Origin of the sequence: Streptomyces sp. NPDC056628 (assembly GCF_042792555.1) — a bacterium.
In the GTDB taxonomy this organism is placed as follows: Bacteria; Actinomycetota; Actinomycetes; order Streptomycetales; family Streptomycetaceae; genus Streptomyces.
The window spans coordinates 190472-209426 of record NZ_JBHTWG010000006.1; the positions used below are offsets into that span (position 1 = coordinate 190472).

Genomic DNA, 18955 nt, shown 5'->3' on the forward strand with positions numbered 1-18955 from the left:
TCCCCGCCCGTGGGCTCCCGCGGCGTCCGCGCCGTCAGCCGCGACAGGCCCCCGCCGGCCTGGCGGCGACCGCCTGTCCCGCCGCTCCTGCCGGCTCCCGGCGTCCGGCACCGCGCCTCGCGGCGTTGTCGCCGGTCGCCGACGCGCCGCATCGACTCCCTCCTCCGCCGTGCGCCCCGCGCGATCCTGGCCGGCGCTTTCGGGGGTGCGTCCGATCCCGACAGGTGAACACGCCCGACGGTTCTGTCCCGGGCGTGGTATCCGTGGAGTATGGGCAACCCGCGTCGTCGCGACGCCCGTCGGCTCCCCAGGTCGGCTCGGTGAGAAGCGCGCGAGTTTACCCACCTGAATCAATACCTACGCGTCGGACGACCAGATTTTCTTCCCCGAACGGGTTGAACTTTTGTTGATCGAGGGTCAGTCGGCCGTCTCGGCGTCCTACCCTTCAGAGGGTGAACCAACTGATGTCCGCAGAGTCCGAGGCCGACCAAACCGGAGAATCAGCCCTGCCCGGCACCGTGCCGGAAGCGCTGCGCGCCGAGCTCATCGAGTTCCGGCGCGACCTCCACATGCACCCTGAGCTCGGCAATCAAGAGTTCCGAACGACCGCCGCGATCAAGGCCCGCCTGGAGAAGGCCGGCCTGGAGCCCCGCGTCCTCGCGAGCGGCACCGGCCTCGTCTGCGACATCGGCGAGTGGGACGGCGGACGCCCCATGCTCGCGCTGCGCGGCGACATCGACGCGCTGCCCATCCCGGACACGAAGAGTGAGTGCCCGTACCGCTCCACGGTGCCCGACCGCGCGCACGCCTGCGGCCACGACGTGCACACCACCGTGGTGCTCGGCGCCGGGCTCGTCCTGGCCGAGCTGGAGCGGCGCGGGCAGCTGCCCCGGCCGGTGCGCCTGCTCTTCCAGCCCGCCGAGGAGGTCCTCCCCGGCGGCGCCGTCGAGGCCATCGCGAACGGGGTGCTCGAAGGGGTGGGCCGGTTCCTGGCCCTGCACTGCGACCCGAAGGTGGACGCGGGCCGGATCGGACTGCGCGAGGGCCCCATCACCTCCGCCTGCGACCGCCTCGAGATCGCCCTGGCCGGGCCCGGCGGCCACACCGCCCGCCCGCATCTGACGACCGACCTCGTCACCGCCGTCGCCCGGGTGGTGACCGACGTGCCCGCGATCGTCGCCCGGCGCGTCGACGCCCGCAGCGGACTGTCGGTGACCTGGGGCCGCGTCGAGTCCGGGCACGCGCCCAACGTCATCCCGCAGCACGCCGAGGTGGCCGGAACCGTGCGCTGCCTGGACCTCGACACCTGGCGGCAGGCGCCCGACCTGGTCGTCGCCGCGATCGACGAGGTCGCCAACCTGCATCGCGCGAAGTCGGAGATCAACTACGTGCGGGGCGTCCCGCCGGTCGTCAACGACGCCGACTCCACCGAGCTGTTGCGCGAGGCGATGACCGCCCGTCGCGGCGCCGACTCCGTCGAGTCCACCGAGCAGAGCCTCGGCGGCGAGGACTTCTCCTGGTATCTGGAGCACGTCCCCGGCGCCATGGCCCGTCTCGGCGTCCGCCACCCGGGCGACCGGATCGGCCGTGACCTGCACCAGGGCGACTTCGACGTCGACGAGTCGGCCATCACGGTCGGCGTGGAGCTGTTCACGGCGGCGGCCCTGCTCGACGCCGGCCGCTGACCGCGACGCCCGCCGGCCGGCCCCGGACGCCCCGCCACCCGTCTCGCGCCCGCGCCGCTTGCGACCGCTCGGGGGCGGGGGGAGTCTGGGCCGTGGCGGGCGGTCCGGAGTGCTGTCGCGTGGAGGGCTCCGTGGGCGCCGTCGCCCCATGTGTGCCTTTCGGTCCGGTGGTTCACAAGGACGTAACCGGCCATCGGCACGAATGGATAACGGCAGGCGAAACCCCGTTCCCAGGAGTGTCTACGCGCGTTAATGTGCGCCGAACCCAGCACCCACTGCGGGGCTTGGAGAATGGGGACTTCACGATGCGTCGGACATCCAAACTGACCAGTGTCGCGGTGGGGGTCGCGTCGATCGCGCTCGCCGCCACGGCGTGCGGTGGTACCAGCAGCGAGAGCGGCGGCGACGGCGGCAGCGACAAGGGTCTCGCCATCGCCTACGACATCGGCGGCAAGGGCGACCAGTCCTTCAACGACGCCGCCTACGCCGGCCTGCAGAAGGCGGCGAAGGAGTTCGATTACAAGACCGCCGACATCGAGCCCACCGAGGGCGAGACGGACGCCGACAAGGAGCAGCGGCTGTCGTCGCTGGCCAAGCAGGGCTACAACCCGGTGATCGGCGTCGGCTTCGCCTACGGTCCCGCGATGGAGGCCGTGGCCAAGAAGTACCCGAAGACCACCTTCGGCATCGTCGACTCCGTGGTCGAGGGCAAGAACGTCGCCTCCCTCGTCTTCGCCGAGCAGGAGGCCTCCTACCTGGCCGGCGTCGCCGCGGCCAAGGCCACGAAGACGAACACGGTCGGCTTCGTCGGCGGTGTCGACGTCCCGCTGATCCACAAGTTCGAGGCCGGTTACAAGCAGGGCGTCCAGGACACCAACCCCAAGGTCAAGGTCCTGTCGCAGTACCTGACGCAGACCGCCGAGGAGGGTGGCTTCTCCAGCCCCGACAAGGGCAAGGCCGCCGCCGAGGGCCAGATCGAGAAGGGCTCGGACGTCGAGTACGCCGCCGCCGGCCTCTCCGGCCAGGGCGTGATCGAGGCCGCCGCGAAGGCCAAGGTCTGGGCGATCGGTGTCGACTCCGACCAGTACAAGCAGGCGGCTCTCGCCAAGTACAAGAGCGCCATCCTGACCTCCGCCCTGAAGGACGTCGGCGGCGCCGTGTTCACGCTGGCCAAGTCCGTCCACGACGGCAAGCCGCTGACCGGCACGCAGACCTTCGACCTCAAGGTCAACGGCGTGGGCCTCGCCGACTCCAACCCGGAGTTCGCGAAGATCCCGGGCCTGACCGAGGCCGTGAACAAGGCCAAGGAAGGCATCATCGACGGCACCATCAAGGTCAAGACGGAGTAGCAGCGGCCGTACGGCGGAGCGTCGTACGACGGTTCAGCGGGCGGGCATCCGACGGGTGCCCGCCCGCTCGCCGTTCCCGGCCCCGCCGCCGACCGTCCGAGTGACGTGCCGGTCACCCACGGCCACCCTCCGGCCGCCGTGAACGGCCCTCGGCCCGCCCCGGGCGTGCGATTGGCCACGGGCCTATAACAAGGTGGACAGAAGGGGTTTCCTGGCAGGTCTACGCGCGTTACTCTGCGGCGGAAGCAAGCGCCGTTGCTGCAAGCTGTCCCACGGCTGTACCCCCCCGGCGCTGGTACGACAGGAGTCTCACGACATGCGCCGGATTTCCCGGATCACGGTCGCAGGCGCAGCGACCGCCTCTCTGGCCCTCGCTCTCTCCGCCTGCGGCGGCACCTCCACCAAGGCCTCCTCGGAGGACTCGAAGGGCGGGGACAAGGGTCTCGCCATCGCCTACGACGTCGGCGGCAAGGGCGACCAGTCCTTCAACGACGCCGCCTACGCCGGCCTGCAGAAGGCGGCGAAGGAGTTCGATTACAAGACCGCCGACCTCGAGCCCACCGACGGTGAGACGGACGCGGACAAGGAGCAGCGCCTCGCCTCGCTGGCCAAGCAGGGCTACAACCCGGTGATCGGTGTCGGCTACGCCTACGCCGCCGCCGTCAAGGGTGCCGCCGAGAAGTTCCCCGACACCACCTTCGGCATCGTCGACGACTCCACCGTCGAAGCGAAGAACGTCGCCGGCCTCGTCTTCTCCGAGGAGCAGGCGTCCTACCTGGCCGGTGTCGCCGCCGCCAAGTCCACCAAGACGAACACGGTCGGCTTCGTGGGCGGCGTGGACATCCCGCTGATCCACAAGTTCCAGGCCGGCTTCGAGCAGGGCGTCAAGGACACCAACCCCAAGGCCAAGGTCCTGACCCAGTACCTCACGCAGACCGCGGAGGAGGGCGGCTTCTCCAGCCCCGACAAGGGCAAGTCGGCCGCCGAGGGTCAGATCGAGAAGAAGGCGGACGTCGTCTACGCCGCCGCCGGTCTGTCCGGTCAGGGTGTCATCGAGGCCGCCGCCGCCAACAAGGTGTGGGCCATCGGCGTCGACTCGGACCAGTACAGCCAGGAAGCGCTCGCCAAGTACAAGGACTCGATCCTGACCTCGGCGATGAAGGACGTCGCCAAGGCCGTGTACAACCTTGCGAAGTCGGTCGAGGACGGCAAGCCCGAGACCGGTATCGTTCGTGGCGATCTGAAGTCGGGTGAGGTGAGCCTGTCGAACTCCAACCCGAAGTTCGCGGACGACGCCGAGCTCCAGGAAGCCCTCAAGACGGCCAAGGAGAAGATCGTCAGCGGCGAGATCACGGTCAAGACCAGCTGAGTGAAGCCAGACCCTGAGCAGCGGTAACCCCAGGGGTTGTGTCCGCTCGACGGGGTACGGGGAGGCTCGCTCCCCGTACCCCGTTGTCGCGGTACGCCGGTCCCTTCTCAGGCCATAGGGGCGCTACGCGCGTAGACGACCCCCGTCCCCAGGAGTGTGCGCCATCAACGCGTCCAGCAGCCCTCCGGCCGGCGCGGCGGTCAACGGTCAGGTGACCGCCGTCGAGCTCGCCGGGATCACCAAGCGTTTCCCGGGCGTCGTGGCCAACCACGACATCCACCTCACCGTCCGCAAGGGCACCGTGCACGCCCTCGTCGGCGAGAACGGCGCCGGCAAGTCGACGTTGATGAAGATCCTCTACGGCATGCAGAAGCCGGACGAGGGCACCATCGCGATCGACGGTGAGCAGGTCACCTTCTCGTCCCCGGCCGACGCCATCGCGCGCGGCATCGGCATGGTCCACCAGCACTTCATGCTCGCGGACAACCTCACCGTCCTCGAGAACGTGGTGCTGGGCAGCGAGAAGCTGTACGGAATCGGCGCCAAGGCACGCCGCAAGATCAAGGAGATCTCGGAGCGCTACGGCCTGGGCGTGGAGCCCGACCGCCTCGTCGAGGAGCTCGGCGTCGCCGCCCGCCAGCGCGTGGAGATCCTCAAGGTCCTCTACCGCGGCGCCCGCATCCTGATCCTCGACGAGCCGACCGCTGTCCTCGTGCCGCAGGAGGTCGACGCCCTCTTCGAGAACCTGCGCGAGCTGAAGTCCGAGGGCCTGTCGGTCATCTTCATCTCCCACAAGCTGGGCGAGGTGCTCTCCGTCGCCGACGAGATCACCGTCATCCGCCGCGGCACCACCGTCGGCACGGCCGTCCCCGCCGAGACCACGCCGAAGCAGCTCGCCGAGATGATGGTCGGCAGCGAGCTGCCCACGCCGGAGACCGCCGAGTCCACGGTCACCGACCGCGCGGTCGTCACCGTCGACAAGCTCCGCCTGGAGACCGCCGGCGGCAAGGCGCTGCTGGACGACATCACCTTCACCATCCACGCGGGCGAGGTCCTGGGCATCGCCGGCGTCGAGGGCAACGGCCAGACCGAACTGGTCGACGCCCTCATCGGCCTCAAGCACGCCGACTCCGGCACGATCACCCTCGCCGACGAGGAGATCACCGGCTGGGCGACCCGCAAGCGCCGCGAGCAGGGCATCGGCTACATCCCCGAGGACCGGCACCGCCACGGCCTGCTCCTGGAGGCCCCCCTCTGGGAGAACCGCATCCTCGGGCACGTCACCGAGGAACCCCTCGCCAAGGGCGTCTGGCTGAACCTGAAGGCCGCGCAGCAGGACACGCGCCGCATCGTCGAGGCGTACGACGTCCGCACCCCCGGCATCGACGTCACCGCCGCCTCGCTGTCCGGCGGCAACCAGCAGAAGCTGATCGTCGGCCGCGAGATGAGCCACAAGCCGCGCTTCCTGATCGCCGCGCACCCCACCCGCGGTGTCGACGTCGGCGCGCAGGCCGCGATCTGGGACCACATCCGCGAGGCCCGCCGCGAGGGCCTGGCGGTGCTGCTGATCTCCGCCGACCTTGACGAGCTGATCGGCCTGTCCGACACCCTCCGCGTGATCTACAACGGCAGGCTGGTCGCGGACGCCGACCCGGCCGCCATCACCCCGGAGCAACTGGGCTCGGCGATGACGGGTGCCGCCACCGGGCACCTCGAGGACGACGACACGACCCCCGGGACTCCGAACCTGAGCAAGTCTCCCGAGTCCGGCGAAGACGAGGCACGCTGATGAAGAAGTTCGACAAGGAGCGCGTGCTCCTCGCGGTGGCCGGACCGGTCATCGCGCTCGCCGTGGCCTTCGTGCTCACCGCGATCGTCCTGATCGCCTCGGGCAAGAGCCCGGTCGAGCCGTACGCCCTGATGTTCGAGCAGCTCGGCTTCTCGGACATCCAGGTGCTGATCATCAACCAGGCGACGCTCTACTACATCGCGGCCCTCGCGGTGGCCATCGGCTTCCGGATGAACCTGTTCAACATCGGTGTCGACGGCCAGTACCAGCTCGCCGCCATGATGGCCGCCGTCGTCGGCGCCCACGCCAGCCTGCCGGCCGGCCTCCAGGTGCCGCTGCTGCTTCTCACCGCCGTCCTCACCGGCGCCTTCTGGTCCGGTATCGCCGGTGTCCTGAAGGTCACCCGCGGCGTCAGCGAGGTCGTCGCGACGATCATGCTCAACGCGATCGCGACCTCCGTGATCGCCTACCTGTGGCTGCCGAACGTCTTCGGCGTCAAGGTCGGCAACAACAACACCACCGGCGAGATGCACAAGTCCGGCTGGGTCCCCGGCATCCCCGTCGGCGACGCCGGCGAGATCTACGGCCTGGTCTTCCTCGCCGTGCTGCTCGGCGTCGGCTACTGGGTCGTCCTCAACCGCACCCGCTTCGGCTTCGACCTGCGCGCCTCCGGCGCCTCGGAGACGGCCGCCGCGGCCAGCGGCGTCGACCCCAAGCGCATGGTGCTGACCGCCATGCTGCTCTCCGGCGGCATCGCGGGCCTCGCCGGCCTGCCGATCCTGCTCGGCGACACCCACACGTACAGCCTGAACTTCCCCACCGGCATCGGCTTCCTCGGCATCGGCATCGCGCTGCTCGGCCGCAACAGCCCCGTCGGCATCGCGTTCGCCGCCCTGCTGTGGGCCTGGCTCGACAAGGCGTCCCCCGAGCTGGACTTCCACGGCTACGACAAGGAGATCGCGGTCATCATGCAGGGCCTGATCGTGCTCTCGGTCGTCGTCTCCTACGAGGCCGTCCGTGAGTGGGGCCTGCGCCGCCAGCAGCGCCGGGTCGGCGCCGAACTGGCAGCCGGTCACGTCCTCGGCGCCGACAACAACACCACGAAGGAGGTGGCTGGCCGATGACTGCCCCGACCTCAGCGGTTGATGTCAACCAGCCCTCGCTGCAGCCCGCGGCGCCGACCGGCCGCCGTCTGTCCTGGCCGGTGCTGCTGCTGGTCATCGCCGGAGCCCTGGCACTGACCTCGATCGTCCGCCTCGTCACCGGCGCCGACGGCATCACCAACGTCAGCCAGATGTCCACCGCCCTCCAGCTCGCCGTGCCGATCGGCCTCGCCGGTCTCGGCGGTCTGTGGGCCGAGCGGGCCGGCGTCGTCAACATCGGTCTCGAGGGCATGATGATCCTCGGCACCTGGTTCGGCGCCTGGGCGGGCTTCCAGTGGGGCCCCTGGACCGGTGTCGTCGTCGGCATCCTCGGCGGCTGCATCGGCGGCATCCTGCACGCCATCGCCACCGTCACCTTCCGGGTCAACCACATCGTCTCCGGTGTGGCGATCAACATCCTGGCCCTCGGCATCACCCGCTATCTCGCGCCCCTCGCCTTCGAGGGCCACCCGGGCGGCTCCGCCAAGCAGTCCCCGGCGGTCGACTCCCTCGGCCACTTCACGGTGCCCGGCCTGTCGGACGGGCTCAAGGACCTGAACAACCACGGCTGGTTCTTCATCTCCGACATCGCCGGCCTGCTCGGCGGACTGGTCACCAACGTCTCCTGGCTGACCCTGATCGCCGTCGCGCTGGTCCCCGGTACCTGGTACATCCTGTGGCGCACCGCCTTCGGTCTGCGGCTGCGCTCCTGCGGTGAGAACCCCGTCGCCGCCGAGTCCCTCGGCGTCAACGTCTACAAGTACAAGTACATCGCCGTGATCATCTCCGGCGGTCTGGCCGGTCTCGGTGGCGTCTTCCTCTCCATCGTGGCCAACCCCTTCTATCTGGAGGGCCAGGTCAGCGGCCGCGGTTACATCGGCCTCGCCGCCATGATCTTCGGCAACTGGATGCCGGGCGGACTCGCCCTCGGCGCCGGGCTGTTCGGCTACACCGACAGCCTCAACCTGCGCGGCGGCTCCACCAACGTCCACGCCCTGCTGCTGCTCGGCGCCCTCCTGCTGATCATCGGCGCCATCTGGCTGGTGATCCGCAAGAAGTACGTCCCGTCCATGATCACCGCGGTGGTCGGCGCCCTGGTGTACACCTGGTACGCCACCACCAACGAGGTGCCCAACCAGGTCGTCTCCGCCACGCCGTACGTCGTCACCCTCGTCGTCCTCACGCTGTCCGCGCAGCGCCTGCGGATGCCGAAGGCGGACGGCCTGCCGTACCGCAAGGGACAGGGCAAGTGAGCCCGGCCGGCGCCCCCGACGTCGACTGGGAGACGCTGCGGGCGGCCGCGCGGGACGCCATGTCCCGCGCCTACGCCCCCTACTCCGGCTACCCGGTCGGCGTCGCGGCCCTGGTCGACGACGGCCGTACGGTCACCGGCTGCAACGTCGAGAACGCCTCGTACGGGCTCGGTCTGTGCGCCGAGTGCGGACTGGTCTCGCAGCTGCAGAACACCGGCGGCGGCCGGCTCACGCACTTCGCGTGCGTCGACGGCGAGGGCCGGCCGCTGGTGCCCTGCGGCCGCTGCCGCCAGCTGCTCTACGAGTTCGGCGGCCCCGACCTGCTGCTCGACACCCCGGCCGGCATCCTGCCGCTGTCGGAGATGCTGCCCCAGGCGTTCGGCCCGGACCACCTCGGCAAGTAACCCCCTGCGGCCCCTCTGCGTCGCTCACGCGACCGTCCGGAGGGGCCGTGTCTCTTCTGGAACCTTCGGAAGGAAAGCCATGGCTGTTTTGTCGACGGATGCCATCTCCGTCATCCGCACCAAGCGGGACCGCGGCGAGCTCAGCGACGAACAGATCGACTGGGTCGTCGACGCGTACACCCGCGGGGAGGTCGCCGACGAGCAGATGTCCGCGCTCGCCATGGCGATCCTGCTCAACGGCATGAACCGCCGCGAGATCGCCCGCTGGACCGCCGCGATGATCGCCTCCGGCGAGCGCATGGACTTCTCGTCCCTGAGCCGCCCGACCGCCGACAAGCACTCCACCGGCGGAGTCGGCGACAAGATCACCCTGCCGCTCGCGCCCCTGGTCGCCGCCTGCGGCGCCGCCGTCCCGCAGCTGTCCGGCCGTGGGCTCGGCCACACCGGCGGCACCCTGGACAAGCTGGAGTCCATCCCCGGCTGGCGCGCGCTGCTGTCCAACGAGGAGATGCTGGACGTCCTCGGCACCACCGGCGCGGTGATCTGCGCGGCGGGCGACGGCCTGGCGCCCGCCGACAAGAAGCTGTACGCCCTGCGGGACGTCACCGGCACAGTCGAGGCCATCCCGCTGATCGCCTCCTCGATCATGTCGAAGAAGATCGCCGAGGGCACCGGCTCGCTCGTCCTGGACGTCAAGGTCGGCTCCGGCGCCTTCATGAAGACCATCGAGGACGCGCGCGAGCTGGCGTCCACCATGGTGGGCCTCGGCACCGACCACGGCGTGCGGACGGTCGCCCTGCTCACCGACATGTCCACCCCGCTCGGCCTCACCGCGGGCAACGCGCTGGAGGTCCGCGAGTCCGTCGAGGTCCTGGCCGGCGGCGGCCCCGCCGACGTGGTCGAGCTGACCGTCGCCCTGGCCCGCGAGATGCTGGCGGCGGCCGGGCTGAAGGACGCCGACCCGGCGAAGGCGCTGGCCGACGGCTCCGCGATGGACGTCTGGCGACGCATGATCGCGGCCCAGGGCGGCGACCCCGACGCCGAGCTGCCCGTCGCGCGCGAGCAGCACGTCGTCACGGCCCCGTCCTCCGGTGTCCTCACCCGCCTCGACGCCTACGACGTAGGCGTCGCCGCCTGGCGCCTGGGCGCCGGACGCGCCCGCAAGGAGGACCCGGTGCAGGCGGGCGCCGGCGTCGAGATGCACGCCAAGCCCGGCGACACCGTGACCGCGGGCCAGCCCCTGCTCACCCTGCACACCGACACCCCGGAGCGCTTCGAGTACGCCCTCCAGTCGCTGACGGACGCCTACGACATCGCTCCGTCGGGCACGGCCTTCAACGCCCCGCCGGTCGTGCGGGAACGTATCGCCTGACCTGCGGTTTCCCCTTCCGGGTGAACGGGACCGGTGGACCTCCGCCGGTCCCGTTCGGCGTGACGATCGACACCGGTGGGTTCCCCGTCGGCCGACCCTCAGCCCAGGAGTGCCGCCACCACCACCAGGACCGGTACCGAGAGCACCGTCGACAGCAGGATCGAGTCGCGGGCCAGGCGCTCGGCGACGCCGTAGCTCGACGCGTAGGTGAACAGGTTCTGCGCGGCGGGCAGGGCCGAGGTCACCACGACGTCGAGCAGGGGAGCGCCCCGCAGGCCGAAGACGCCCGCCGCCAGTGCCCAGGCCGCGGCGGGCTGGCCGAGGGACTTCAGCGCGACCGAGAGGATCACGGGGTGACGGTCCGGGCCCCGGCCCGGCGTCGTGCTGCCGCACAGGGAGATGCCGAAGGCCAGCAGGACCGCGGGGACCGACATGCCGCCGATCAGGGTCAGCGGGTCCATCACCGGCGGCGGCACCCGCACCCCCGCCGCCGACACCGCCACACCCGCCAGGGAGCCGAGCGCGATCGGGTTGCGCAGCGGCGTCAGCAGGCGGCGCCACAGGGGGCCCTTCGCGCCGCCGCCGGACAGGTCGAGGATCGTCAGCGCGACCGGCGTGATCCCGACCAGCTGGAACAGCAGCACCGGCGCCACCAGCGACGCGTCGCCCAGGACGTACACGGCGATGGGGATGCCCAGGTTCCCGGCGTTGACGTAACTGGAGCACAGGGCGCCGATCGTGGTGCGGCCCACGCCCCACCGCCGTACGGCGCCGACCGCCACGAAGACCCCGGCCGCCGCGGCCGTGCTCAGCGCGGTGACCAGGAGACGGCTGGAGAAGATCACCGAGAGGTCGGTCCCGGCGAGGGTGGTGAAGAGGAGCGCGGGCGACGCCACATGGAAGGCCAGCTTCGTCAGCACCTCCCGGCCGTGCTCCCCGAGGTGGCCGCGCCGGCCGATCACATAGCCGACGGCGATGACCACCGCGATCACCGCGAACCCCGTCAACACCCCTTGCACGGAGTCTCCTTCGCGGGAAGCGGGGCGCGCGGTCTTCGGGGAGTCGCCGGTGCGTGGGGCATACACCCAACCCTCCGGTGAGGGAGGGGGCCCGGTCAATGTGATCCCGACCGGCGGACACGCCGCCGCAGGCCCCGCGATGAGTTGGCGGCCCGGGCCCGGTCTACCGCTCGTGGACGCCAAGACACCCGCGGTACTCGTGCTGGCCGGCCCCGTCACCCGGGGCGAGGTGGCGAGGCTGTGCGCGGCCGTCCGGGCACGCCTGGAGAGCGGCAGGTCGAGGGTGGTCGTGTGCGATGTCGGCGGGCTCGGCCCGCCGGGCCTGGGCACCGTCGACCTGCTGGCCCGGCTCCAGCTCACCGCCCGGCGCGCCGGTGGCCGGATACGGCTGCGGGACTCCGACCCCGCCCTACACGCCCTGCTCGACCTCGTCGGCCTCCGCTTCGAGATGGAGCGGCAGCCCGAAGAGCGGGAACCAGCGCTTCGTGTCGAGGAAGCAGTGGAACCCGGTGATCCGCCCCCCTGAGATCTCCAGGACCTGGACCGCCCACGGCGTGAACCCGCCCGCCTCCGGGTCCGGCTTGTACTGGGCGAACCCCGGCAGCCCGTTGACCTGGACGGGGACCAGCCGGGAGCCCGCGCACGGGGCGCCCAGCGTCGTCATGAACCCGGTGATGTCCCCGGCGCCGGTCAGCCACAGGTCGAACGGCGGCATCGTCATGATGGCGTCCTCGTGCAGCAGCGCGGTCAGCGCCGTCATGTCGTACCCCTCGAAGGCGGCGACATAGCGGTCCAGGAGCTTCTGCTGCTCCTCGTCCAGCGGGTCGGCGACCGCCGCCTCGGCGCCGGGCTGCTGCTGCTCGGCGAGGGTGGCCCGGGCCCGCTGGAGCGCGCTGTTGACCGACGCGACCGAGGTGCCGAGCAGCTCGGCGACCTCGCTCGCCCGCCACGCCAGCACCTCGCGCAGAATCAGCACCGCCCGCTGCTTCGGCGGCAGCTGCTGGAGCGCGGCCATGAAGGCGAGCCGCACCGATTCCTTGGCGACCGCGGCCTCGGCCGGGTCGTCGGTCGTGGGCAGCACCCGGCTGTCCGGCACCGGCTCCAGCCAGGTGTGGTCCGGGCGCGGGGAGAGGGCCGCCTGCGCGAGCGGCGTCGACTCGGTGAGGTCCATGGGCCTGGCCCGTTTGCTGCCCGCGGTCAGCATGTCCAGGCAGACGTTCGTCGCGATGCGGTAGAGCCACGAGCGGAGGCTGGAGCGGCCCTCGAACTTGTCGTAGCTGCGCCAGGCGCGCACCATCGTGTCCTGCACCGCGTCCTCGGCCTCGAAGGACGAACCGAGCATGCGGTAGCAGTACCCGGTCAGCTCGACGCGGTGCTTCTCCAGCCTGACGTCGAGGTCCGTCTTCGTGGTCGCCGTACCGTCGCTCATCGTCCACCCACCCCTGTGGCCGTCCTGGGGGACGCCTCGTCGCGTCCCACCACTTCGGAAGCTACCGCAGCCCACTGACAATGGCCCCCGGAGTCGGAAAAGCCGCAGGTGGACGGGGACATGGCTGCGGGGCGCACCCTGTCACGGGTGCGCCCCGATGGTGTGCGGCCGTGTGCCGGGCTCAGCCCAGCGGGACGCCGTTCACGGGCAGGCCCTGCGTCGGCAGGCTCTGCACCGGCAGACCGCCGAGGAGCCCGGCGGCCACGCCCGTCGGGGCGCCGGCCAGCGTCCGCTCGGCGGCCGGCTGCGCGGCGGCCAGCCCGGCGGCGACCGCCTCCTGGCCGCCGGCCAGGCCCTCGGTGGCGTTCGGGGCGGCCTGGATGAGGCCCTCGGCGGCGCTCGGGGCGGCCTGGGTGAGGCTCTCGGCCGGGAGCGTGCGGGTCACGGTGTCCAGCGCCGCGCCGGCGTCGGGGACGGCGGGCGCGGCGTTCGCGGCACCCGCGCCCGTGGCGGCGAAGGCGGCACCGAGCGCGGCGACACCGAGGGACTTGGCGGCAGACTGCTTCATGGAAAACCTCGGAATTCGAGAACGGGGATGTGAGCGGTTCTTCGACCGTAAACAACCCCGCCGTTCGGCCGCAAACATCGAATTGCGGACGGATTGTGAACGGCGTCCGAAGTCCCTGTGCGCGCCGGGCCGCCGATCAGTCGCCCGCGCTCGGAGAACCGCTGGTGGGGGTTGTCTGTCGGAAAAGCCACTCGGACTTGAGTTCGGCATATCCGGGCTTGATCACGTCATTGATCATCGCCAGCCGTTCATCGAAAGGAATGAACGATGATTTCATCGCATTGACGGAGAACCACTGCATGTCGTCGAGCGTGTAACCGAACGCCTCGACAAGATGCTCGAATTCCTGGCTCATGCTGGTGTGGGACATCAGGCGGTTGTCGGTGTTCACCGTGGCGCGGAAGTGCAGCCGGCGCAGCAGCCCGATGGGATGCGCCTCGTACGAGTCGGCCGCGCCCGTCTGCAGGTTGGAGCTCGGGCACAGCTCGAGCGGGATGCGCTTGTCCCGCACGTACGACGCGAGCCGGCCGAGCTCCACCGAGCCGTCGTCCCGCACCCGGATGTCGTCGATGATGCGCACCCCGTGCCCGAGCCGGTCGGCGCCGCACCACTGGAGGGCCTGCCAGATGGACGGCAGCCCGAACGCCTCACCGGCGTGGATCGTGAAGTGGTTGTTCTCCCGCTTGAGGTACTCGAAGGCGTCGAGATGCCGGGTCGGCGGGTGGCCCGCCTCGGCGCCCGCGATGTCGAAGCCGACGACGCCCAGGTCACGGTAGGTGTTGGCGAGCTCGGCGATCTCCAGCGAGCGGGCCGCGTGACGCATCGCGGTGAGCAGGGCGCCCACCCGGATACGGTGGCCGTTCTCCCGGGCGATCCGCTCGCCCTCGCGGAAGCCCTCGTTGACGGCCTCGACGACCTCCTCCAGGGTCAGCCCGCCCTCCAGGTGCTGCTCCGGGGCGTAGCGCACCTCGGCGTAGACGACGCCGTCCTCCGCGAGGTCCTCGGCGCACTCGCGGGCCACGCGCACCAGGGCGTCGCGGGTCTGCATGACCGCCACGGTGTGCGAGAACGTCTCCAAGTAGCGTTCCAGGGAGCCCGAGTCGGCGGCCTCCTGGAACCAGAGGCCGAGCTTGCCGGGGTCGGTCTCGGGAAGCTGGGAGTAGCCCGACTCGCGGGCGAGCTCGACGATCGTGCCGGGGCGGAGCCCGCCGTCGAGGTGGTCGTGCAGCAGAACCTTCGGGGCCCGGCGGATCTGGTCCGAGCTCGGGGTGTGCGCCTGCGGGGCGGTCTGGCTCGTCATTTCCGCACTCTAACGCCTACGCGCGTAGAGAGCGCGTCCCCGCGCACACGTCCGGATCGCCGCTTTACACATCCGTCGATACGTAACGGTGACCGCACGGACGGGTCGCGGACGCCCCCACTTCTGCCACTGTTCTGTCATGGCACAGCAAGCGACGCCGGTGCGCAGGGTCCGGCTGGGCAGGGCGATGGGGCCGGAGCCGACGGCGGTGAGCGGCGTCGTCCTGCTGCTCCCACCGGGTGACGAGACCTCATACCGCAGACCCGCACCGCTGTTGGCCACCCCCATGACCCGCACCCTCGGCCGCCGGCTCACCCGCGCCGGGCGCGGGGAAGGGCTCGCCGTCCACGTCGTCCACTACCGCTACCGCGGCTGGAACGGCGACGAGGCTGCCCTCCTGAGCGACGCCCTGTGGGCCGCCGACGAGGCCGTACGGCTCTACGGCGACGTGCCCGTGTGCCTCGCCGGCCTCGACATGGGCGGACGTGCGGCGCTGCGCGCGGGCGGCCACGAGGCCGTCAACTCCGTGCTCGCCATCGCCCCTTGGCTGCCCGACGAGGACACCGCGGACCCGCCCGAACCGGTGAAGCAGCTCGCCGGGCGGCGCGTGATGATCGTCCACGGCACGAACGACGAGCGCACCGACCCCGAACTGTCCTTCCGGCTGGCGGCGCGGGCGAAGAAGGCGAACCGGGAGGTGTGCCGCTTCGAAGTGCACTCCGACCGGCACCGGTTGCAGCAGCACCGCGACGAAGTCCTCGCCCTGGCCGAGGACTTCGTCATGGGGGCGCTGTTCGGGACGGTGTTCTCGCGGCCGGTCGCCGACGCGTTCGCCGCACCGCCGCCCCTCGGGCTGCGCATGCCGCTCGCCTCCGGGTTCGGCAAGTCGCTGCGCCGGTAGCCCCGTCATCGCTCTCTCAGGGCAGCAGCGTCCCCCTGCGGGAGAGCAGGAACTTCTTGAACGCCGCCACCGGGAGCGTGTCCGGGCGGTCCGCCAGCCAGGCGACGCCGATCTCGCGGGCCGCCCGGGGAGCCGTCACGGTCAGCTCGCTGACCCCCGGCCGGGGCACGGCCGGCGGCGGCAGCAGCGCCACGCCCAGACCGGCCGCCACCAGCCCCCGCAGGGTCTCCGCCTCCTCGCCCTCGAAGGCGATCCGCGGCCGGAACCCGGCCTCCAGGCACAGGTCGTCGGTGATCCGGCGCAGCCCGTAGCCCGGCTCCAGCGTCACGAAGTTCTCCTCCGCCGCCTCCGCCAGCCGGATGCGCCGGCGGCCGGCCAGCCGGTGGTCGACGGGGACGACCAGCCGGAGCTTCTGCTCGTCCAGGCGGCGGGCCACCAGGTCGGGGGCGTCCGGGACCGGCGACGTCAGGCACAGGTCCAGTTCACCGGCCCGCAGGCCCTCCAGCATCGCCTCCCCGTAGTTCTGTACCAGGCTGAAGCGGACGCGGGGATGATCGGCGCGGAAGGCCTGCAGCAGGCCCGGCACCGTCTCCGCGCCCATGGTGTGCAGAAAGCCGAAGGCGACCTTGCCGGTCGCCGGGTCGGCGTCGGCGCGGACCTCCTCGGCGGCGCGCTCCACCTCGGCGAGCGCACGCTCGACGGAGGCGAGGAACGTGCGGCCCGCGGGGGTCAGCGAGACCGTACGGCCGTGCCGGGCGAACAGATCCACGCCGAGATCCTGCTCCAGGCGGACCATGGCGCGGGACAGCGTCGACTGGGGCACCCCCATCTCCCGCGCGGCCCGGGTGACGTGCTCGGTCCGGGCCACACCGGCGAAGTAGGCGAGGCGGGGAGCGAGCAGCCGCGCCATGTCGGCCATGTCTTCTGTGTCACCGTACGGTGACAGCCGACCTCGTGAACTGTGCTGATGCGCCATGGGAACGATTATGGCGAATCCATGCATTGGACGGATCAGTGACCCGTACGTAGCGTCGAAGCATGTCTCCCGCCAGTACCGCGGCGTCCACTCCCGTGGTCGCCGCACCCGCAGCCCCTGTCGCCGACTCCCGTATGGCCCCGGGCGGTCCCGGCTACCGCCGGATGAGCCTCGCCCTGTTCCTCGCCGGCGTCGCGACCTTCGCCCTCCTCTACTCCACGCAGGCCCTCCTGCCGCTGATCTCCGGTGAGTTCGGCGTGCCCGCGAGCGCGGCCAGCTGGACGGTGGCGGCCGCGACCGGCGGACTGGCCCTGTTCGTGCTCCCCATGAGCGCCCTGTCCGAGCGGTTCGGCCGCCGTACCGTCATGACGGCCTCCCTGGCCGTCGCGGTCACCGTCGGCCTCGCGGTGCCCTTCGCGCCGAACCTGACCGCGCTCGTCCTCCTGCGGGCGGTCCAGGGCGCGGCGCTGGCGGGCCTGCCGGCCTCGGCGACCGCGTACCTCGCCGAGGAGGTGCGTCCCAGGGCGCTGGTCACGGCGATCGGGCTGTTCGTCGCCGGCAACAGCGTGGGCGGCATGAGCGGACGCGTCATCACCGGCTGGGTGGCCCAGGAGTGGGGCTGGCGGGTCGCGGTCGGCGTCATCGGCGCCGTCGCGGTGGCCTGCGCGGTCGCCTTCCGGCTGCTGCTCCCGGCACCGCGCCACTTCTCGTCCGGGTCGCTGCGGCCGCGGGTGCTGGCGCGGACCGTGCGCGACCATCTCTCCGACCCGCTGCTGCGCCGGCTGTACGCGATCGGCGCGCTGTTCATGACGGTCTTCGGCGGCGTGTACACCGTGATCGGCTACCGGCTCACCGAGGCGCCGTTCTCGCTGCCCCAGGGCGTCGTCGGCTCCATCTTCCTCGTGTACCTCGTCGGCACGGTCTCCGCGTCCACGGCGGGACGGCTGGTGAACCGGCTCGGCCGGCGCGGTGCCCTGTACGCGGCCGGCGCCACCACGGCGTCGGGGCTGCTGCTGTCCCTGGCGGGATCGCTGCCGATGGTGCTGCTGGGGCTCGTGCTGATCACCGGCGGGTTCTTCGCGGGGCACGCGGTGGCGTCGTCCGCGGTCAGCAAGACCGCCACGCACGGGCGTGCTCAGGCGGCGGCGCTGTACCAGTCGGCCTACTACATCGGCTCCAGCGCGGGCAGCACCGTGGGCGCGGTCGCCTTCCACGCGAGTGGCTGGGGCGGGACGGTCGGCGTCGGGCTGCTGGCGGTCCTCGGCGTCGTGACGATCACCGTGCTGGGGACGCGGGCGGCTCGGGCCCGGGCGGCCGTGGCGGTCGCCTGACGGGGGCGGGCGGCTGCGGGCCGTGTGTGTCCACGTGACGGACGACCCCCTGACCGGTACCGGGTCAGGGGGTCCGTCATGTCACCACGCCGTGCGGGTGCTGTCCGCCTTCTCCTCGGACGGCAGCAGCAGCCAGAGCGCTATGTAGAGCAGGAACTGCGGGCCCGGCAGCAGACAGGAGAGCAGGAAGATCACGCGCATCGTCGTGGCGGAGGTGCCGAAGCGGCGCGCCAGCGCGGCGCACACTCCGCCGATCATGCGGCCGTGGGTGGGTCGGGCGAGCGCGGTCATGGTGCGGCTCCTTCGTGAGCGTCGGTCGGCGGCTCCTTGTCGGGCCCTCCGAGTGGTGTCTCCTCCACTGACCTCGACGCTACGAGGACAAACAGGATGAAGCGTCGTGCTACGGGGCCATCCCGACCCTGGGGATCGTCGGGGTCCGACCCTGAGACGGCTCCTCCTGGGGTACCGGCGCGCGGCGCCCCTCGGTGGACCCGCGACGGAAGCGCGCCCGGGCCGCGGGGACGACGGCCGTGTGCGCCAGTGCCACGCCCACGGTGTTGAGCAGCAGGGAGTCGACGTCGACGAGCTGGCCGGGGACGCCGGTCTGGAGCAGCTCGATGCCGAGGGAGATGAGGGCGGCGGCGGCCGTCGTACGGGCCAGGGAGCCCAGCGGGGAGGACGTCGTCCTGCCGTGGGCCATCGGCAGCAGCACCCCGAGCGGGGCGAGCAGGGCGAGGCCCTCGACGAGGGAGCGGGTGGCCTCGCGCCAGCCGAGGGCGAGGTCGGCGCGGATGCCGGCGAACGGCTGGAGGTTGGCGGGCATCACCCAGGGGACGTCCAGGGGGCGCAGCGTGAGCCAGGCGACCAACGCAAGGTGGGCGACCAGGAGGATGCCTCCTGTCGCGCGGACGCGGATCACGGCGCTGTCGCCGATGGAGCCTTGACGCTGCACGCCCCCCAAGACGCGCCCATCGGTGGGATCGGTTCCGGGTGGTGGGGGCGGGGCGGGGTGAGGTGTCCGCCACACGGTGGGGCCGGGGGCGGTGCGGGGGGTGCGGTGCGTCCGAG

General features: G+C 71.5%; 18 protein-coding genes. 11 read left to right on the forward strand and 7 right to left on the reverse strand.

Annotation, left to right across the window (positions count from 1 at the left end; genetic code table 11):
* Window positions 1-464 precede the first annotated feature (464 nt).
* From ACFRAC_RS11470 to ACFRAC_RS11505, 8 genes are all read left to right on the forward strand, one after another.
* A complete protein-coding gene (locus ACFRAC_RS11470; protein ID WP_382923549.1) occupies window positions 465-1685 on the forward strand; it encodes a M20 family metallopeptidase in 1221 nt (406 codons plus the stop codon).
* 305 nt (window positions 1686-1990) lie between these two features.
* Window positions 1991-3034, forward strand: a complete 1044-nt coding sequence (locus ACFRAC_RS11475) for a BMP family protein (RefSeq protein ID WP_382923551.1) — start codon at window positions 1991-1993, stop codon at window positions 3032-3034.
* Between the two features lie 316 nt (window positions 3035-3350).
* Window positions 3351-4403 (forward strand): BMP family protein, encoded by a 1053-nt coding sequence (locus ACFRAC_RS11480; protein WP_382923553.1) that lies wholly within the window; start codon window positions 3351-3353, stop codon window positions 4401-4403.
* A gap of 211 nt (window positions 4404-4614) precedes the next feature.
* Window positions 4615-6192 (forward strand): ABC transporter ATP-binding protein, encoded by a 1578-nt coding sequence (locus ACFRAC_RS11485; RefSeq protein WP_382923738.1) that lies wholly within the window; start codon window positions 4615-4617, stop codon window positions 6190-6192.
* On the forward strand, window positions 6192-7316 hold the full coding sequence (locus ACFRAC_RS11490; RefSeq protein ID WP_382923555.1) for an ABC transporter permease: 1125 nt from the start codon (window positions 6192-6194) through the stop codon (window positions 7314-7316). The genes ACFRAC_RS11485 and ACFRAC_RS11490 overlap by 1 nt, the downstream gene beginning before the upstream one ends.
* On the forward strand, window positions 7313-8587 hold the full coding sequence (locus ACFRAC_RS11495; RefSeq protein ID WP_382923557.1) for an ABC transporter permease: 1275 nt from the start codon (window positions 7313-7315) through the stop codon (window positions 8585-8587). The genes ACFRAC_RS11490 and ACFRAC_RS11495 overlap by 4 nt, the downstream gene beginning before the upstream one ends.
* On the forward strand, window positions 8584-8991 hold the full coding sequence (locus ACFRAC_RS11500) for a cytidine deaminase (RefSeq protein ID WP_382923559.1): 408 nt from the start codon (window positions 8584-8586) through the stop codon (window positions 8989-8991). The genes ACFRAC_RS11495 and ACFRAC_RS11500 overlap by 4 nt, the downstream gene beginning before the upstream one ends.
* Window positions 8992-9070: 79 nt before the next feature.
* Window positions 9071-10363, forward strand: coding sequence for a thymidine phosphorylase (locus ACFRAC_RS11505; protein WP_382923561.1), 1293 nt, complete (start codon window positions 9071-9073; stop codon window positions 10361-10363).
* Window positions 10364-10461: 98 nt separating this feature from the next.
* On the opposite strand, the gene ACFRAC_RS11510 is transcribed toward ACFRAC_RS11505, so the two are convergent.
* The gene (locus ACFRAC_RS11510; protein WP_382923563.1) at window positions 10462-11382 is read right to left on the reverse strand and encodes an AEC family transporter; all 921 of its coding nucleotides are present in this window, start codon (window positions 11380-11382) and stop codon (window positions 10462-10464) included.
* A 139-nt stretch (window positions 11383-11521) separates the two neighbouring features.
* Between ACFRAC_RS11510 and ACFRAC_RS11515 the strand changes: the two genes are divergently transcribed.
* The gene (locus ACFRAC_RS11515; protein ID WP_382923740.1) at window positions 11522-11908 is read left to right on the forward strand and encodes an STAS domain-containing protein; all 387 of its coding nucleotides are present in this window, start codon (window positions 11522-11524) and stop codon (window positions 11906-11908) included.
* Here the strand turns inward: ACFRAC_RS11515 and ACFRAC_RS11520 are convergent.
* The 3 genes from ACFRAC_RS11520 to ACFRAC_RS11530 all read right to left on the reverse strand — a co-directional run bounded on the left by ACFRAC_RS11520 (window position 11792) and on the right by ACFRAC_RS11530 (window position 14679).
* Window positions 11792-12811 (reverse strand): sigma-70 family RNA polymerase sigma factor, encoded by a 1020-nt coding sequence (locus tag ACFRAC_RS11520; RefSeq protein ID WP_382923565.1) that lies wholly within the window; start codon window positions 12809-12811, stop codon window positions 11792-11794. The two genes, ACFRAC_RS11515 and ACFRAC_RS11520, sit on opposite strands and share 117 nt — an antisense overlap.
* A gap of 181 nt (window positions 12812-12992) precedes the next feature.
* Window positions 12993-13379 carry an ATP-binding protein gene (locus ACFRAC_RS11525; RefSeq protein WP_382923567.1) on the reverse strand — a complete coding sequence of 129 codons (387 nt, stop codon included), beginning with the start codon at window positions 13377-13379 and terminating at the stop codon, window positions 12993-12995.
* Window positions 13380-13515: 136 nt separating this feature from the next.
* The gene (locus ACFRAC_RS11530; protein WP_382923569.1) at window positions 13516-14679 is read right to left on the reverse strand and encodes an adenosine deaminase; all 1164 of its coding nucleotides are present in this window, start codon (window positions 14677-14679) and stop codon (window positions 13516-13518) included.
* Window positions 14680-14818: 139 nt separating this feature from the next.
* On the opposite strand from ACFRAC_RS11530, the gene ACFRAC_RS11535 reads away from it, so the two are divergent.
* The gene (locus tag ACFRAC_RS11535; RefSeq protein WP_382923571.1) at window positions 14819-15580 is read left to right on the forward strand and encodes an alpha/beta hydrolase; all 762 of its coding nucleotides are present in this window, start codon (window positions 14819-14821) and stop codon (window positions 15578-15580) included.
* A 16-nt stretch (window positions 15581-15596) separates the two neighbouring features.
* Here ACFRAC_RS11535 and ACFRAC_RS11540 read toward each other — a convergent pair whose 3' ends face one another.
* On the reverse strand, window positions 15597-16556 hold the full coding sequence (locus ACFRAC_RS11540; RefSeq protein WP_382923573.1) for a LysR family transcriptional regulator: 960 nt from the start codon (window positions 16554-16556) through the stop codon (window positions 15597-15599).
* Window positions 16557-16618: 62 nt separating this feature from the next.
* Here ACFRAC_RS11540 and ACFRAC_RS11545 point away from each other — a divergent pair, with 62 nt between their 5' ends.
* The gene (locus tag ACFRAC_RS11545) at window positions 16619-17887 is read left to right on the forward strand and encodes an MFS transporter (protein WP_382923575.1); all 1269 of its coding nucleotides are present in this window, start codon (window positions 16619-16621) and stop codon (window positions 17885-17887) included.
* Between the two features lie 81 nt (window positions 17888-17968).
* Here ACFRAC_RS11545 and ACFRAC_RS11550 read toward each other — a convergent pair whose 3' ends face one another.
* Together ACFRAC_RS11550 and ACFRAC_RS11555 are read right to left on the reverse strand one after the other, a co-directional pair.
* Window positions 17969-18178 carry a PspC domain-containing protein gene (locus ACFRAC_RS11550; RefSeq protein WP_382923577.1) on the reverse strand — a complete coding sequence of 70 codons (210 nt, stop codon included), beginning with the start codon at window positions 18176-18178 and terminating at the stop codon, window positions 17969-17971.
* Window positions 18179-18287: 109 nt separating this feature from the next.
* The gene (locus tag ACFRAC_RS11555) at window positions 18288-18839 is read right to left on the reverse strand and encodes a VanZ family protein (protein ID WP_382923579.1); all 552 of its coding nucleotides are present in this window, start codon (window positions 18837-18839) and stop codon (window positions 18288-18290) included.
* Between the last annotated feature and the right edge of the window lie 116 nt (window positions 18840-18955).

What these genes read in the sequence shown, in the direction of transcription:
- ACFRAC_RS11470 (WP_382923549.1), top strand. Translation starts at nt 465, where the DNA reads ATGTCCGCAGAGTCCGAGGCCGACCAAACCGGAGAATCAGCCCTGCCC.
- ACFRAC_RS11475 (WP_382923551.1), top strand. Translation starts at nt 1,991, where the DNA reads ATGCGTCGGACATCCAAACTGACCAGTGTCGCGGTGGGGGTCGCGTCG.
- ACFRAC_RS11480 (WP_382923553.1), top strand. Translation starts at nt 3,351, where the DNA reads ATGCGCCGGATTTCCCGGATCACGGTCGCAGGCGCAGCGACCGCCTCT.
- ACFRAC_RS11490 (WP_382923555.1), top strand. Translation starts at nt 6,192, where the DNA reads ATGAAGAAGTTCGACAAGGAGCGCGTGCTCCTCGCGGTGGCCGGACCG.
- ACFRAC_RS11495 (WP_382923557.1), top strand. Translation starts at nt 7,313, where the DNA reads ATGACTGCCCCGACCTCAGCGGTTGATGTCAACCAGCCCTCGCTGCAG.
- ACFRAC_RS11505 (WP_382923561.1), top strand. Translation starts at nt 9,071, where the DNA reads ATGGCTGTTTTGTCGACGGATGCCATCTCCGTCATCCGCACCAAGCGG.
- ACFRAC_RS11515 (WP_382923740.1), top strand. Translation starts at nt 11,522, where the DNA reads ATGAGTTGGCGGCCCGGGCCCGGTCTACCGCTCGTGGACGCCAAGACA.
- ACFRAC_RS11520 (WP_382923565.1), bottom strand. Translation starts at nt 12,811, where the DNA reads ATGAGCGACGGTACGGCGACCACGAAGACGGACCTCGACGTCAGGCTG.
- ACFRAC_RS11525 (WP_382923567.1), bottom strand. Translation starts at nt 13,379, where the DNA reads ATGAAGCAGTCTGCCGCCAAGTCCCTCGGTGTCGCCGCGCTCGGTGCC.
- ACFRAC_RS11530 (WP_382923569.1), bottom strand. Translation starts at nt 14,679, where the DNA reads ATGACGAGCCAGACCGCCCCGCAGGCGCACACCCCGAGCTCGGACCAG.
- ACFRAC_RS11535 (WP_382923571.1), top strand. Translation starts at nt 14,819, where the DNA reads ATGGCACAGCAAGCGACGCCGGTGCGCAGGGTCCGGCTGGGCAGGGCG.
- ACFRAC_RS11540 (WP_382923573.1), bottom strand. Translation starts at nt 16,556, where the DNA reads ATGGCGCATCAGCACAGTTCACGAGGTCGGCTGTCACCGTACGGTGAC.
- ACFRAC_RS11545 (WP_382923575.1), top strand. Translation starts at nt 16,619, where the DNA reads ATGTCTCCCGCCAGTACCGCGGCGTCCACTCCCGTGGTCGCCGCACCC.
- ACFRAC_RS11550 (WP_382923577.1), bottom strand. Translation starts at nt 18,178, where the DNA reads ATGACCGCGCTCGCCCGACCCACCCACGGCCGCATGATCGGCGGAGTG.